The sequence below is a fragment of the Streptomyces sp. CB01635 genome (assembly GCF_002803065.1).
Taxonomy (GTDB): Bacteria; Actinomycetota; Actinomycetes; order Streptomycetales; family Streptomycetaceae; genus Streptomyces.
The window spans coordinates 140,515-155,084 of the sequence record NZ_NNBL01000006.1 but is presented as its reverse complement, the minus strand read 5'-3'; the positions used below and the strand labels follow the sequence as shown (position 1 = coordinate 155,084).

Sequence of the window (14,570 nt, the reverse complement as noted above, 5' to 3'; positions counted from 1 at the left end):
GGGGGGTGACGACGCGTCTTCCGCAGTCCGCGCTGAGCAGCGGCGCCATATTCCACCTGGTCGGTCTCGCGGCCGACGCGGCCGGATCAGGTGATCCGCTGGAGTGGCAGGTGCTGCGCTACCGGCGCATTCAGGGGGTGGAGTACACCCGCCCGTCATGGACCTGGCCGCTGCAGCCGGCTGCGGCTCAACTCGACCATCTGGCCCACACGTTCACCGAGGAGTTCTTCTCGACCTGCCCGCCGGCCGCCCGCACCCTGTGGAGCCGTGCGGCGGGAACTAGGACTGTGCCCGAGTTCATGAACGACCTGGCGACGCTCCTGAGGATGGCGTGCCGCGAACCCGAGGCGACGTATGAGGAGATCCCGCTCGCCAGCTGGGAACTGGCGGTGAGATTTCCGCAGCTGCTCGGCCTCGAGACCTGGCTCGACCCGGCTTTCCCGGACGAGGAGGACCCGATCCGCGCGGCGGCGGAGAGCGAACACCCCTACTGCGCCGAGCTCTTGCCGGAGCTGATCGCCCAGGTGACACAGGCGCTCGCCCTCTGCCGGGACTCGGAGGCGTTCGCCGCGCAGTTGCGCGCGCACTGCGGCTCCGCGGCCCCCGAGGTGCTGGCCGAAGTGGCGGACCTCGCGTTCGCCCACATGGCGCGCGAGCACCGGAACGGCACTCTCGTCACGCCACCCGCGTAGCCCCCGCGAACGGCATCTCGTCGATCGGGGCGATGCGGACCGGGGCGCTCGGGTTCGGGGCGTGGATCATTTTGCCGTTGCCGATGTAGAGCCCCACGTGGCTGATGCCCGAGTAGAAGAACACCAGGTCGCCCGGCTGCAGTTGGGAGCGTGGGATGCGAGGGCCCGCGTTGATCTGGGAGTACGTGGTGCGCGGCAGGGAGATGCCCGCCGAGCGGTACGCGGCCTGGGTGAGGCCGGAGCAGTCGAAGGCGTTCGGGCCCGTGGCGCCCCACACATAGGGGCTGCCGAGGGCGCTGTAGGCGTAGGCGATGGCCGCCGCCGTGCGGGAGTCCGGGGCCTTGGGCAGGGCGCCGGACGGCACCTCGCGGGAGGAGTCCGAGCGGGAGGCGCGGCCGGCCGCGCCGCTGTCGCCGGCGCCTGCTCCGACGCCGGTGCGCTCGTCCGCCGGTAACTGGTCGAGCAGACGCTTCGCCTCGGCCAGCTTCCCGGTGACCGTCTTCTTCTGCTTCTTCAGCTCTCCTTGCCGCTTGCGCAGCTCGGCGAGCCGGCCGTCGGCCTCGGAGCGCAGCTGGTCGATCTGCCGGAGTTCGCGCTGCACGCGCCCGACCGCGGAGGCCTGCCGGGTGCCGAGCCGGTCGGCGAGCGCCGCGTTGTCGAGGTACTGGGCGGGGTCGGAGGACAGGACGAGCTGGACCGCCGGGTCGAGGGCGCCGGTGCGGTACTGCGCGGCGGCGGCCGAACCGAGCGCCTCGCGCTGGGTGTTGAGCCGGTCCGTCCTGCGGGCCGCCTCGTCCCGCAGGGAGCCGAGCTTCTTCTCGGCCTTGTCCGCCTTCTCCTTGGCGCCGTTGTACTTCTCGGTGGCCTTCTCGGCCTCCTGGTAGAGCTGGTCGACCTTCGCCTTCACCTGGCTCGGGGTGAGCCGGGGATCCGCGTGCGCCGCACCGTCCAGGGCGGTGGCGGTCGCCGCGGAGGCGAGAGCGAGGGTCGCCGCGGTGCGGGCCGTGGGGCCGGTGAGCGAGCGCTGTCGGGGCTTGCGGTGCGCTGCCGACACGAGGGGCACGTCCTTCCGGTACGTACTGCTTACGCGTCCGGCGGCGGCCCGCACAGGGGAAGCGGGCCGCCGCCGGACCTTTCTCGGCGGTAGGTGCCCGACTGCCGCCCCTGAGCGGGGCGGGGGTGGGGAGCCGGTCACCTGAGGAAGGACGCTAAACCTGACCGTCACGGGTTGGTGACGGATTGTCCGCAACTGGTCCTTGTGCTCCGGGTGTGACCGTATGCGACCGGCGTGGGACCGGTGCGGGCCGGTTCATGGAGGTAGTGAGGCCCCGGCTAGGCTCGCCGGTCATGGACGTACTCATCCACCTCTTCGTCGGCCTGCACATCATCGGCATCGCCTCGCTCCTCGGTGGGTTCCTCACCCAGATGAAGGCGATGGGCAAGGGAACGGCCCGGTTCGTCCCGGCGATGCTGCACGGCGCGCTGACCATGCTGGTCACGGGCGTCGTCCTGGTGGGCCTGAACCAGGCGGACGACAATGCCGTCAACAACATCAAGATCGGCGTGAAGCTCGCGCTGCTGATCGTGATCCTCGGCCTCGTGTACGTGAAGCGGGACGACGAGAAGGTGGACAAGGGGCTGTTCGGTCTCGTCGGCCTCCTGACCACCGCGAACATCTTCATCGCGGTCCTCTGGACCTGAGTCAGGCGGCTGTTCGGGACCTGAACGCCCCGAACAGGGTGGCGAGCCACGCGGCCACCGCGATCCACACCAGTACCTGCCCCGGCCCCTTGAGCCAGGGCACATCGGCGGCGGCGCTCACGGACAGTGCCGCCGCCGCTGTCATTCCCATCGGGAAGACCGTCGACCAGCGCCGCACGTCGTAACGCGGCCTGGGCCACCGCACCTCCGCCAGCGCCAGCACGACGTACCAGGCCACATCGAGCGCGAGCAGCAGGAAGCTCATGGTGCGCAGGACGTCCGTGTCGTCACTGTTCCACAGACCCGTCGCGACGAGCTTCGACGCGGCGAGTGCGGAGATGGCGAGCGCGCCGCCCGCGACCCAGTGGTCCCCGGCGCCGGAGGCCACCTCGCGCAGGTCGAAGTGGAGCAGCGCCAAGCAGTACAGGATGATCCCGCCCCAGAAGAGCACCATCCCGGTGAACGCGAGCCAGTGCGCGCCGACCGCGGGCGCGAGCGTCGCGGCCAGGACGACGAGGCCCTGCGTCGCGACACAGCCGAGGAACACGGCCCCCGGCATTCGCGGCTTCCAGTGCCGTACGACGTTGATCAGGAGCACCGGCCAGACGAGCGCGGCCAGGGCGAGGAGCGCCTCTGCCAGGGTCTGCCAGCCGAACATGGAGATCCGGGTGCCGAGGACGGCCGTCGCCGCGACCGCGGTGAGCGCGGGCGGGGTGTCCGCCTCGGACTCCCAGCGGTCGCGCTCCCGCACCAGCCGGTTCGCGAAGTCCGCCGCGAGGAGCAGCCAGAGGGCGGCGGCGAGCACCAGCATGATGCCGGACAGCACCGAGTGACCGGTCAGTCGCAGGCCGACCGAAATGATGCCGGTGGCCATGACGGCGGCGCCGGCGGCCGGAGGGAGCTGGGACCACGTGGGTCCGGGACGTGGGGTTGCGTTCGGGCCGCGCACCGCCCGAACGTAACCCCACGAAGGCGGTCAGGCCGGGCGCACCACGCTGTGGATCGGCATGTAGTAGATCGACTCGACGCGGACGTTCGCGCCCGGCTTCGGCGCGTGGATCATCTTGCCGTCGCCTATGTAGATGCCGACGTGGCTGATGTCGTCGTAGAAGAAAACCAGGTCGCCTGGCTCGGCGTCGGCCGTGGTGACGGTCGTGCCGACCTTGACCTGGTCCCAGGTCGTGCGCGGCAGCGTGATGCCGGCCGCCTTCCACGCGGCCTGCGTGAGGCCCGAGCAGTCGTACGAGTCCGGGCCCGTGGCGCCCCACACGTACGGCTTGCCCATCTGGGACTCGGCGAAGTCGATGACCTTCGCGGCCTTGGTGGCGTAACCGCTGCTGGTGCTCCCGGAGCCCGTACCCGTCCCCGAACCGGTGCCGGTGCCCGGGTTCTCCTTCTGGCGCGCCTCCTCGGCCGCCTTGCGCTTGGCCTCCGCCTCGGCCTGCTGACGCGCCAGCTCCTCCGCCTTCTTCCTGGCGGCCTCCTGCTTCTTCTTCTCGATCGCCGCGAGCCGCGCCTTCTCCTCGGCGGTCAGCTTCGACAGGAGTTCGCGGGCGTCACCGAGCTTCTGCTGGACGTCCCTCTTCGTGCTCTTGAGAGTGGCCTGCGAAGTGGTCAGCGTCTCCAGGCTCTTGGCCGCCTCCGTGCGCTTCTTCGTGGTGGCGGCCTGCTCGGTCTGGTAGTCGTCGACGGCCTTCTTCTGGCGGCTCGTGAGCCGGCTCATCAGCTGGTCCTGGTCGAAGTAGTCCTGCGCGTCGTCGGCGAGGAGCAGCGTCGCGGTGTCGGAGACGGCGCCCGTGCGGTACTGGGCCGCGGCGAAGGTGCCGAGCTCCTGGCGGGCCTTGTTGAGCTTCTCGGTGCGCTGCGCGACGTCGTCGTGCAGCTCGCCGACGCGCTTCTGCTGCTTGGTGGTGCGCTCCTTGGCAGCGTTGTACTTCTCCGTGGCCACGCCCGCCTGGTGGTAGAGGGTGTCGACCTTCTTCTGGACCTCTTCCAGGCTCGGCTTCGGCGGCGCGGAGGGGGCGGCGGTCGCGGTCTGCGAGAGCAGGGCGATGGAGGTGAGGGCCGCCGTGGTGATGCCGGCGACGGGAGCCGTGCGGGGGCCGGCTGTTCTGGTGCGCGGCTTGCGGTGCGACGCCAAGGGTCGCGTCTCCTTCCCATGACCGCCTACCGGGTTAGCTGTCGGGTTCGGGCGGAGATTCGGAAGGCTGCCCTACGGCCGCGCCCTGACGGGTCGTCGGCCGATTCACCCCAAAGGTCGTGGGTCCCCGGTTCCATGCCTCTCGGCGTACTGAACTCAGCGGGGGCGACCCGCTCGCGGCGCGGTTGCCGGCGGGGGGACGGGCGGCCCGCGGAGCACGCTAGCCAACTCGTGTGGCTGCTGTGAAGGTTGATGTTCGATATGCCCGATACATTTTCGTGACCTTCGGCAATCTTGTTCGTGACCTCCGGTAACCCTCGCTGAGAGTAACTACTGCACTACGAGAGGTGGCCGGGCGCGTGAAGTCGGGGGAAGTTTCCGGGACGGCCGTGGGTGTCAGTGGGGCGGCCTAGACTCGTAGAGCGATGAGCAGCCTCTTTGACGACAGCTTCCTGGCGGACCTCACGGCTTCGAAGGCCAGTGAGGAGCATGCCCCGCCGCCGCCCGAGGACGACACGGCTCCGGAGCACGTTCCGGACGACCTGTTCGACGGGAAGTTCGACGTGCCCCCGGCCAGAGACGAGTACTACCGGGACGGTGCCCCACGCCCGGCGCTCGACCCGGCTGCGCTCCTCGACGGGCTGAACGAGAACCAGAAGGCGGCCGTCGTCCACGGCGGCTCCCCGCTGCTCATCGTGGCGGGCGCGGGTTCCGGCAAGACCCGCGTGCTCACGCACCGCATCGCGTACCTCCTCGGCGAGCGCGGTGTGCACCCCGGCCAGATCCTCGCGATCACGTTCACGAACAAGGCCGCGGGCGAGATGAAGGAGCGCGTCGAGTCCCTCGTCGGCCCGCGGGCGAACGCGATGTGGGTGTCGACGTTCCACAGCGCCTGCGTCCGCATCCTGCGCCGCGAGTCGAAGAAGCTCGGCTTCACATCGTCGTTCTCGATCTACGACGCCGCCGACTCCAAGCGCCTCATGGCCCTGGTCTGCCGCGACCTCGACCTGGACCCCAAGAAGTTCCCGCCGAAGTCGTTCAGCGCCAAGATCTCGAACCTGAAGAACGAGCTGATCGACGAGGAGGACTTCGCGGCTCAGGCCGCCGACGGCTTCGAGAAGACCCTCGCCCAGGCCTACGCGATGTACCAGTCCCGCCTCCGCGAGGCGAACGCGCTGGACTTCGACGACCTGATCATGACGACGGTGCACCTCCTGCGCGCCTTCCCGGACGTCGCCGAGCACTACCGCCGCCGCTTCCGCCACGTCCTGGTCGACGAGTACCAGGACACGAACCACGCGCAGTACGCGCTGGTCAGGGAGCTGGTGGGGTCGGCCGACAGCGGCCGCGGGGAGGACGAGCCACCCCGCGCGGACGACCTCCCGCCGGCCGAGCTGTGCGTCGTGGGTGACGCCGACCAGTCGATCTACGCGTTCCGCGGAGCCACCATCCGGAACATCCTCCAGTTCGAGGAGGACTACCCCGACGCGACAACGATCCTGCTGGAGCAGAACTACCGCTCGACGCAGACCATCCTCTCCGCGGCCAACGCGGTCATCGAGCGCAACGAATCCCGCCGCCCCAAGAACCTGTGGACGAACGCGGGCGCGGGCGCGCAGATCACCGGCTACGTCGCGGACACCGAGCACGACGAGGCGCAGTTCGTCGCCGACGAGATCGACCGGCTCACGGACGCGCGCGACGCGAAGGCCGGCGACGTCGCCATCTTCTACCGGACGAACGCGCAGTCCCGTGTCTTCGAAGAGATCTTCATCCGCGTCGGCCTGCCCTACAAGGTCGTCGGCGGAGTCCGTTTCTACGAGCGCAAGGAGGTCAGGGACGTCCTGGCCTATCTGCGGGTGCTCGCCAACCCCGAGGACTCCGTCCCCCTGCGTCGCATTCTCAATGTGCCGAAGCGCGGCATCGGCGACCGTGCCGAAGCGATGATCGACGCGCTTTCCCAGCGCGAGAAGATCTCCTTCCCGCAGGCGCTGCGCCGCGTCGACGAGGCGTACGGCATGGCGGCCCGCTCGACGAACGCGGTGAAGCGGTTCAACACGCTGATGGAGGACCTCCGCACGATCGTCGAATCGGGCGCGGGCCCGGCCACGGTCCTGGAGGCCGTGCTCGAACGGACCGGCTATCTGGCCGAGTTGCAGTCGTCGACGGACCCGCAGGACGAGACGCGCATCGAGAACCTTCAGGAACTCGCGGCCGTGGCCCTGGAGTTCGAGCAGGAGAGCGCGACGGCGGACGGCGCGGCCGAGGGTGCGGGCGGGGCGAGCGTCGGTACGCTCTCCGAGTTCCTGGAGCGGGTCGCGCTCGTCGCCGACTCCGACCAGATCCCGGACGAGGAGGACGACGGCTCCGGCGTCATCACGCTGATGACGCTGCACACCGCCAAGGGCCTCGAGTTCCCGGTCGTCTTCCTGACCGGCATGGAGGACGGCGTCTTCCCGCACATGCGCTCCCTCGGCCAGGTCAAGGAGCTGGAGGAGGAGCGCCGCCTCGCCTACGTCGGCATCACGCGCGCACGTGAGCGGCTGTATCTGACGCGCTCCACGCTGCGCAGCGCCTGGGGCCAGCCCTCGTACAACCCGCCGTCGCGCTTCCTGGAGGAGATCCCGGACACGCATCTGGAGTGGAAGCGGACCGGCGCCATGGCGCCCGCCAAGTCGGCGGGTCCGACGAGCGGTATCGCCGCGTCTCTCTCGTCGTCGCGCTCGCGCTCGACACCGGCGTTCGCCACGCGCCGGGCGACGGAGAAGCCGGTCGTCGCGCTGTCCGTGGGAGACCGGGTCACGCACGACCAGTTCGGCCTCGGCACGGTCGTCGGAGTCAAGGGCACAGGGGCGAACGCGGAGGCGACAGTCGACTTCGGCGAGCCCAAGCCGAAGCGCCTGCTGCTGAGGTACGCGCCGGTGGAGAAACTGTAGCTCTGTAGGCCGGTGGGGAAGCTGTAGGGAGGCTGCCGCCGGGAGCTCGGCCCTGTTACGTCGGGTCGAGCCCGTGGCTGCGGAGCCACGGGAGCGGGTCGACGGCCGAGCCGCCGCCGGGACGCACCTCGAAGTGCAGGTGCGGACCGGTGGAGTTGCCGGAGTTCCCGGAGTGCGCGATGAGGTCGCCGGCCTTGACCGGTCCGCTCATGACGGCGTGGCTGGAGAGGTGGCAGTACCAGGTCTCCGTGCCGTCCTTCGCCGTCAGGATCGTCATGTTCCCGTAGGCGCTGTTCCACTGCGTACGGACGGTGCCGTCGGTCGCGGCCATCACCGGGGTCCCGTACGAGACGGGGAAGTCGATGCCGGTGTGCACGGACATCCAGTTGATACCGGCCTGCCCGAAGTACGCGCTCAGCCCGCGCTGCTTGACCGGGAGGACGAACTTGGGACGCAGCCGCTCCTTGCGCGCCGCTTCCTCCGCCGCCTGCTTCCGCTCGGCCTGCTGCTTGGCCCTGAGGTCGATACGTTCCTGGGTGCGGCTCGCCCGGTCGGCGAAGTCGCCCGCGTCCGCGGAGAGGTCCGCGAGCTGGGTGTCGAGCTTGTTGTTGGCGACGGAGGGCTTCACGGCGGTCGCGTCCGGTGCCGAGGCCGCCGTCGTGTCCTTGCTGTCGTCGCCGCCGAGCCCCCCGACGGAGGCCGCGGCTACTCCCGCGACACCCATCACGCACACCGAGGGCACCGCGACGGTGAGCAGCGCGGAGCGCTTGGCGGGGGAGCGGCGGCGGGAGCGGGCGCGCTGGGCCGGGGTGACCGGGGCGGGCCGCTCGTCGCGGGCGACGATTTCCTCGACGTCGTCGAGGCCCTCGCTGTAGCTGTCGTGGCGATCGTCGTTGTGGCTCGACTCGGGCTCGGAGGCGTCGGGTTGGCCGTAGTCGTGCCGTGCGTCGAGGTCGTTGTCGTCGCCTTCGGTGCCCGCGGAGTTCCACGCGGTGGCGTCGTACGCGTCGGTGTCGAAGGTCTGCGCTTCGAAGGTCTGAGTTGCGAAGGGCTGGGCCTCGAACGCCTGCGTCTCATAGGCCTGAGCCTCGAACGCCTGCGTCTCATAGGCCTGAGCCTCGAACGCCTGGGTCTCGAAGCCCTGCGCGTCGAAGGTTCCGGTCTCGTAAGTCCCGGTCTCGAAGGCCGCCGGCGCCTGGAAGGCCTGCGTGGCGAACGCGTCCTGCGTGGTGAATCCCTGCGCCTGCGCCCCGAAGGCGTTCGCGTCCCACTGCCCGGTCTGGTCGGCCCACGCGCTGTTGTCCCACTGGCCGGAATGGTCCGGTCCGGACTGGGCCGGAATACCGCCGAGTTGCTCGTGAGCGGCGGTGCCCCAGACGGCGGTGGTGTCGTAGCTGCCGGTGCCGTACGCGGAGGCGTGTTGTTGCGCCGCGTACGGGTCGTGGTGCTGGGGGTCCTGCGTCGTCAGCGTCTGGTGCGCGCCGGTCGCCCACTGGCCGCTGTCGTACGAGCCGGTGTTCTGCGCGCCGGGAAGGTCCCCGAAGAGGGGATCGGCCGCGAAACCGCCGGTGGCGTAGCCGTCGTAACCGGTGTAGTCGCCGTAGTGCGCGCTCTGCTGGTCATACGGAGCGTAGGGCGCATAGTCGGCGTCCTGAGCCGGGGCCGGGGAGGTCTGAGTCCCCGACGGGTGACGGTCGTTCACCAACTTCTCTTTCGCCTCGACAACAGGGGCTGCCAGAGCAGTGCGGTGACTGTACCCGGCGGTACGCGGGCTCGACAATCTTCGGCAGGTTTCCCGTTCGCAGGAAACGGGCATTCGGCCGTCTTTCGGCGGACTGTGGGCAGAGCTTTGGCCCTGCGTTCGAGAATCGTTCGACGTTTGGCCAGCTCGGAGACCGTTCCGGGGGCACGTTCAGGCCACGGTCACGCCACCGTCAGGCCGCCCACCGCGTCGGCGGAGCGCGCTCCTTCCGTCTCCTCGGCGTCGAGTGCCTGCCGTATACCGGCGGCTACCGCCGGGTGGACGGGGAGCGCGAGGTGTCCGACGCCGGTGACGCGGACGTTCTGCGCGATGAGGTCGGGGTGGTCGATGCAGGCCGTCTCCAGCGGAACCATGATCTGGTCGAGGTCGCTCCAGAAACTCACGAAGTGGGTGCGGCAGCCGGGGGCGGGCCGGGACAGCTCCTCGATGACGGTCGAGCCGGGGCGCATCTGCCGGACGATCGGGTGCGCGTTCATCAGCGGCGCGACGGTGGTCCCCCTGTGCGGGGTGCCGAGCGACACGAGGGTGCGTACGCGCAGATCGCCTCCCAGGCACTGCACGTAGTAGCGGGCGATGAGTCCGCCGAGGCTGTGCCCCACGACGTCCACGCGGTCGTGGCCCGTGCGCTCGCAGATCTCCTCGACATGGCGGGCGAGCAGCGCGGCGGCGGTGCGGATGTCGTAGGTCAGCGGAGAGTAGTTCAGCGACTCCACGTGGTGCCGGCCGTGCTGGGCGAGGGAGCGGCGCAGCAGGAGGAAGACGGAGCGGTTGTCGATGAAGCCGTGCAGCAGGAGAACCGGCGGCTTGCTCTCGGTGACCGGCAGGCGGGCGCTGAGGCTGTCGGGGGTGCTGTGGGCGTTCTGGGCCTCAGGCCCCGGCAGCGTGGCGCTCTCCGTCAGGTACGAGGCATCGTCGGCCCCCTCGTCCAGGCCCTTGGGGGCGGGGGTGTAGCCGAGCGCAGGGAGCTCCGGGGCGGCCCTGCGCTCCTGGATGATGCCGGAGGGGTACAGCAGGAGGTGCCCGGCGAGGATCGCGACCTCGAGAGCGGTCGCCTTCAACAACGAGACGGAGACCCCGGCCAGTCTGGCGGGGAACACCAGTCTGGTGGGGATCAGCTGACAGAGCGGGCGAAAAGGCAGGATGCTCGTGACCTTCATGGCCGACCTCCCGTCGGCACCCGGGAAAACGGCTCTGTCTCCCGTGTGCCCTCATGGGAAGCATGCGCCGAGGTGGCCGACGATGCGCGTCGTACGCGGGCTGTGACTGCTTGGTGCCCGTGTGTGACCGTCGCGGTGCGCTACGAAAACTCCGTACGTACCGCGGCGCCGATGCGCCGTGCCGCCCGCCGCGCGGCCGGCGGCGGTGTGGCTGTCTCTTTGCGGCTCCCCTTGCGCCAGAGGCCCCCGTATGCGGCTTCTGAACCGCCTGCGGCGGCTGTGGCGCGCAGCGAACGTGTCCCAACGTGTGATTTCCCCCTCGCTCCGCACCGCGAAACGGATGGTTGCGGGATGCTGTCGATAACGTTCGTTCACTTCCCGGGTACGCATCAGGTCAGGTATCGGGTAGAAGTCGCTTCATGGAGGCAGTGATGGGTGTGGCAGCCGGTCCGATCCGCGTGGTGGTCGCCAAGCCGGGGCTCGACGGTCACGATCGCGGGGCCAAGGTGATCGCGCGGGCGCTGCGCGATGCCGGTATGGAGGTCATCTACACCGGCCTGCACCAGACGCCGGAGCAGATCGTCGACACGGCGATCCAGGAGGACGCCGACGCGATCGGTCTCTCGATTCTTTCCGGGGCGCACAACACGCTCTTCGCGCGCGTCATCGAGCTCCTCGTGGAGCGCGACGCCGCGGACATCAAGGTGTTCGGCGGCGGGATCATCCCCGAGGCGGACATCGCTCCGCTCAAGGAGAAGGGCGTCGCGGAGATCTTCACCCCGGGCGCGACGACGGCGTCGATCGTGGACTGGGTCAACGCGAACGTCCGTCAGCCTGCCGGGGCTTGATTCCTCCGGTACCTCCCGGGTGAGGGGGCAGGAGTGCCGGTTCGGTGTGCGGTCTCGCTCCGCCCGAACCGGACAGTTCCCCTTGCCCTGCCTCACCCCGTACTTATTGCGCTTGCGCCCCTCTCAACTCGTCCCGCATCGCCTGCCGCAGGCGCAACGTGCTGACCAGGCGCTGGAACGCTTCCGACCAGTAGCCGCCGGCTCCGGGAGCCGCGTCTTCCGGTTCGTCCGGAGTGGCCGTGAGGCCTTCGAGCCGGGACGCTTCCGCGGGATCCAGGCACCGTTCGGCCAGGCCCATGACGCCGCTGAAGCTCCAGGGGTAACTGCCCGCGTCCCGCGCGATGTTCAGGGCGTCGACCACTGCCCGCCCTAGCGCCTCGGCCCAGGGCTGGGCGCAGACCCCGAGCAGCTGGAACGCCTCGGACAGGCCGTGCGTCGCGATGAACCCCGCCACCCACTCGGCGCGTTCACCGTCGGGGAGTGCGCCGAGGAGCTTCGCCCGTTCGGACAGCGATACGGCGCCCGGGCCTCCGGCGTCCGGTGAGGCGGGTGCGCCGAGGAGCGCGCGCGACCATACGGCGTCTCGCTGGCGCACTGCGGCCCGGCACCAGGCGGCGTGCAGTTCGCGCTGCCAGTCGTCGGCCACCGGCAGCGCGACGATCTCTTCCGGCGTGCGCCCGCCGAACCGCGCGGTCCAGCAGCCGAGGGGCGCCGCCTCGACCAACTGGCCAAGCCACCACGAGCGTTCACCCCGGCCCGTCGGCGGTTTGGCGGCGACACCGTCCCGCTCCATGCCCGCGTCGCACTCGTGCGGCGCCTCGACGGAGATCGTCGCCGCGCCCCGGGTGCGGTCGACGGCGACGCAGGAGGCGGCGCGCGAGGCCATCCGGGCTGCCAGCGCCGAGCCGGGGAGTGCGGAGAGCAGCTCGGCGGCCGTGGCTCTGACGTTGCGGCTGCGGTCGGACAATGCCTGTTCCAGGAACGGCTCGTCCGCGTCGCCGAGCCCCGACCTCAGTGAGTCGAGGAACATCAGCCGGTCCTCGGCCCGCTCGGCGGCCCAGGTCGTTGCGAGCAGGTCCCGTGCCGCGTCCGGGCTGTGTGCGCGCACCCGGGCCAGGAGCGCGACCCGTTCGGCGAACAGACCTTCCTCCCACAGGTGTTGCACGTCTGCCCCGTCCTCGGGCGCCGGGAGTGCCGTGCCGCCGCCGGGGGCGGCACGGAGCGCGAACTTCCAGTCCGGGTTCAGCCGGGCCAGCCACAGTGCGCGCGGGCCGGCGAACGTGAGGGCCTGCGGCCGCAGATCCGTGCGCCCGCGCGCCGCGTCGAGGAGTGCGGGGAGGAGATCCGGAGGGGCCGCGTACCCCTTTGCGTTGGCCCCGGCCAGCCACTGGGGCAGCAGCTCCATGAGGTCGGGGGCCGTACCGCGGCGGCCGCCTCCGGTGCCGGGGCGGTCGGTGAGCAGCATCGCCAGTCTGCGTCGTGCGGGGGCGGGGAGCGGGGGCCGCGGGTCGTCCGCCGCCCGCGCCGGAAGCGCGGCAGCGGGTGCGGGCCGCAGCCCGGCCCGCCGTCGTACGGTCTGTACGGCGGCGGCGTCGAGCAGCGCGGTCGGTGCGTCGGAGCCGGTCGAGTGTCCTGGCGGCGTCCGCCGGTCCGTTCCGAGCAGGGCGACGGTGACCAGCTCTTCCCATGGGTCACCGGTGGTGGTGCTGGTGGGCGTGGCGCCGGCGGCCGACGGTCCGTTCATGCCGCTCCTCTCCAGGGGATGGGTCCGCGTAGTCGCTTCCGTCGTCTCTGTCGTCCGGCTCGTCAGCACAGCGCCACCGCTTCTCCCGGGCCTTCGGGCCAGGCCGTGAGAGGGGTGAAGCCCCGGTGGCCGCATTCGCCGAAGACGGTGACGGGGGCTCCGCCCGACAGCGCCGCCAGCCGCCACAGCCCGGGGCTCGAAGCGGCCTGCGGCGTGATCGGGAGCGCCAGCCGCTCCGAGGCCGGTCGCGCCGGACGGGGTCGTGCCAAGTCGTCGTCCGCGTCAGCCAGTTGCCAGCCGCTACCGCTGCCGCTCGCCCCATCCGGCGTGGGTATGACCCGACTCAGCGTCACCGGCCACGACTCCAGCCATGGGTCGCGGCCCAGCGCGTCCCCGTACCGAGCCGCCGCCTCCGCCACACCTGCCCCCTTGGGCCGCACGGGACTTGGGGCGGGTGCCGTGAACTGCTCGCCCAGGTCGGCGCGGAGCTGCCCGTCGCCCGCGTACGCACAGAGCTCGGCGTCCAGTGCGAGGCCGACCGGCAGTGAGAGCGCCGGGGCGCGGCCCGCCGCCCCGTAGGAGAGGAGGAGCGCGGTGTGGCCGGACTCCGTCCCGTACAGCCATGTCCGGCGTGTCGTGAGCCGGCTGTCGGCCCGGTCGTACTGCGCCAGGACCAGCCATCGGTCCCGGGTGGGCCGCCCTTCCGCCGATGACGGCAGTCCGATGCGGGAGCGGACCGTCGCCGAGAGTCCGGCGGGGAGCAGGTCGCGGCGCAGCCAGCCGCTGTCGAGGAGGTGCAGCAGCGCGCATTCCTCCAGGAGCCGCACCGGCCAGCCGGGGCCGGACGCGGGTATCGACCCCAACTCCCTTACCCGCGCGGCCAGTCCGGGCGCCTGTGCATCCACCATGCGGGCCGCGGTCTCCTCCCACATCCCGTAACCGGCCTGCTCGGCCGAGGCGAGGCCGCCGCGCAGCAGGTCCGCGAGCCGCTGCTCCAGCTCGCTCGCGCCCGCCGTGACCCGCTCGGCGCGCCGCTCGGCCCTGCGGCGCGCGGCCTCGGGATCAGCGGCGGAGCCCCCGGCCGCATCCGTCTCCCGCTTGGTCTGCGCCCGCTTCCTGCGCCCTTCGGCCCACTGCTCCGCCCAGTCCGGAAGCGTCTGCGCGTCCGGCACCGAGCCGTCCGCCCCCGCCCACAGGAGGAGGAGCCCGAGGGCGTGCTTGCACGGGAACTTACGGCTCGGACAACTGCACTTGTAGGCCGGGCCCGCCGCGTCCGCGACATCCACGACCGTCTGATACGGCTTGCTGCCACTGCCCTTGCAGAGCCCCCACACCAACCCTTCGCCCGAACTTCCCGCCTCCGACCAAGGTCCGGCGACGCCGAGTTTGCTTCCCGCCTTGCGTGACGGGGCGTCAGGCGCCAGTGCCAGCACCTGGTCCGCCGTCCAGCGCACCCCCTGCTGAGTCATGTCTCGAAGGTAGGTCCCGCCACTGACAATCGGCCGTGGCGCGGTTGTTCGCACAGGTCAGCGGCGTGCGGCCGGTGATTGTCAGTGGCGTGGTGCACGGTGGAGTCACATCCCGGCCGAG

The 14,570-nt window shown here is 70.9% G+C and carries 11 protein-coding genes and 1 riboswitch; of the genes, 4 read left to right on the top strand and 7 right to left on the bottom strand.

The features are described from left to right. Positions 1–5 precede the first annotated feature (5 nt). Positions 6–692 (top strand): hypothetical protein, encoded by a 687-nt coding sequence (locus CG723_RS19905; protein ID WP_159032492.1) that lies wholly within the window; start codon positions 6–8, stop codon positions 690–692. Here the strand turns inward: CG723_RS19905 and CG723_RS19900 are convergent. Continuing rightward, positions 676–1,746: a C40 family peptidase gene (locus CG723_RS19900; RefSeq protein WP_234374407.1), complete on the bottom strand. Its 1,071-nt coding sequence runs from the start codon at positions 1,744–1,746 to the stop codon at positions 676–678. The two genes, CG723_RS19905 and CG723_RS19900, sit on opposite strands and share 17 nt — an antisense overlap. A gap of 293 nt (positions 1,747–2,039) precedes the next feature. Between CG723_RS19900 and CG723_RS19895 the strand changes: the two genes are divergently transcribed. Further along, positions 2,040–2,393: a hypothetical protein gene (locus CG723_RS19895; protein ID WP_100594817.1), complete on the top strand. Its 354-nt coding sequence runs from the start codon at positions 2,040–2,042 to the stop codon at positions 2,391–2,393. Position 2,394: 1 nt separating this feature from the next. Here CG723_RS19895 and CG723_RS19890 read toward each other — a convergent pair whose 3' ends face one another. Next, positions 2,395–3,342, bottom strand: coding sequence for a tellurite resistance/C4-dicarboxylate transporter family protein (locus CG723_RS19890; RefSeq protein ID WP_267893712.1), 948 nt, complete (start codon positions 3,340–3,342; stop codon positions 2,395–2,397). Positions 3,343–3,369: 27 nt separating this feature from the next. Further along, positions 3,370–4,533, bottom strand: coding sequence for a C40 family peptidase (locus CG723_RS19885; protein WP_100594815.1), 1,164 nt, complete (start codon positions 4,531–4,533; stop codon positions 3,370–3,372). Positions 4,534–4,541: 8 nt separating this feature from the next. After that, positions 4,542–4,691: riboswitch (cyclic di-AMP (ydaO/yuaA leader) on the bottom strand. Between the two features lie 267 nt (positions 4,692–4,958). Here CG723_RS19885 and pcrA point away from each other — a divergent pair. After that, a complete protein-coding gene (pcrA, locus tag CG723_RS19880) occupies positions 4,959–7,469 on the top strand; it encodes a DNA helicase PcrA (RefSeq protein WP_100594814.1) in 2,511 nt (836 codons plus the stop codon). Between the two features lie 55 nt (positions 7,470–7,524). Here pcrA and CG723_RS19875 read toward each other — a convergent pair whose 3' ends face one another. Both CG723_RS19875 and CG723_RS19870 read right to left on the bottom strand, forming a co-directional pair. Further along, positions 7,525–9,171, bottom strand: a complete 1,647-nt coding sequence (locus CG723_RS19875; RefSeq protein WP_100594813.1) for a M23 family metallopeptidase — start codon at positions 9,169–9,171, stop codon at positions 7,525–7,527. Between the two features lie 221 nt (positions 9,172–9,392). Then, positions 9,393–10,388 carry a lipase family alpha/beta hydrolase gene (locus CG723_RS19870; protein ID WP_100594812.1) on the bottom strand — a complete coding sequence of 332 codons (996 nt, stop codon included), beginning with the start codon at positions 10,386–10,388 and terminating at the stop codon, positions 9,393–9,395. 431 nt (positions 10,389–10,819) lie between these two features. On the opposite strand from CG723_RS19870, the gene CG723_RS19865 reads away from it, so the two are divergent. After that, positions 10,820–11,236, top strand: coding sequence for a cobalamin B12-binding domain-containing protein (locus CG723_RS19865; protein ID WP_100594811.1), 417 nt, complete (start codon positions 10,820–10,822; stop codon positions 11,234–11,236). A 103-nt stretch (positions 11,237–11,339) separates the two neighbouring features. Here the strand turns inward: CG723_RS19865 and CG723_RS19860 are convergent, their stop codons facing one another. Together CG723_RS19860 and CG723_RS19855 are read right to left on the bottom strand one after the other, a co-directional pair. Further along, positions 11,340–12,980, bottom strand: a complete 1,641-nt coding sequence (locus tag CG723_RS19860) for a DUF5691 domain-containing protein (RefSeq protein ID WP_100594810.1) — start codon at positions 12,978–12,980, stop codon at positions 11,340–11,342. A gap of 62 nt (positions 12,981–13,042) precedes the next feature. After that, positions 13,043–14,449: an SWIM zinc finger family protein gene (locus CG723_RS19855; RefSeq protein ID WP_100594809.1), complete on the bottom strand. Its 1,407-nt coding sequence runs from the start codon at positions 14,447–14,449 to the stop codon at positions 13,043–13,045. Positions 14,450–14,570: the final 121 nt, after the last annotated feature.

Excerpts from the sequence above, each read along its gene's own strand:
- pcrA (WP_100594814.1), top strand. The coding sequence starts at position 4,959 with ATGAGCAGCCTCTTTGACGACAGCTTCCTGGCGGACCTCACGGCTTCG.
- CG723_RS19865 (WP_100594811.1), top strand. The coding sequence starts at position 10,820 with ATGGGTGTGGCAGCCGGTCCGATCCGCGTGGTGGTCGCCAAGCCGGGG.
- CG723_RS19895 (WP_100594817.1), top strand. The coding sequence starts at position 2,040 with ATGGACGTACTCATCCACCTCTTCGTCGGCCTGCACATCATCGGCATC.
- CG723_RS19855 (WP_100594809.1), bottom strand. The coding sequence starts at position 14,449 with ATGACTCAGCAGGGGGTGCGCTGGACGGCGGACCAGGTGCTGGCACTG.
- CG723_RS19870 (WP_100594812.1), bottom strand. The coding sequence starts at position 10,388 with ATGAAGGTCACGAGCATCCTGCCTTTTCGCCCGCTCTGTCAGCTGATC.
- CG723_RS19860 (WP_100594810.1), bottom strand. The coding sequence starts at position 12,980 with ATGAACGGACCGTCGGCCGCCGGCGCCACGCCCACCAGCACCACCACC.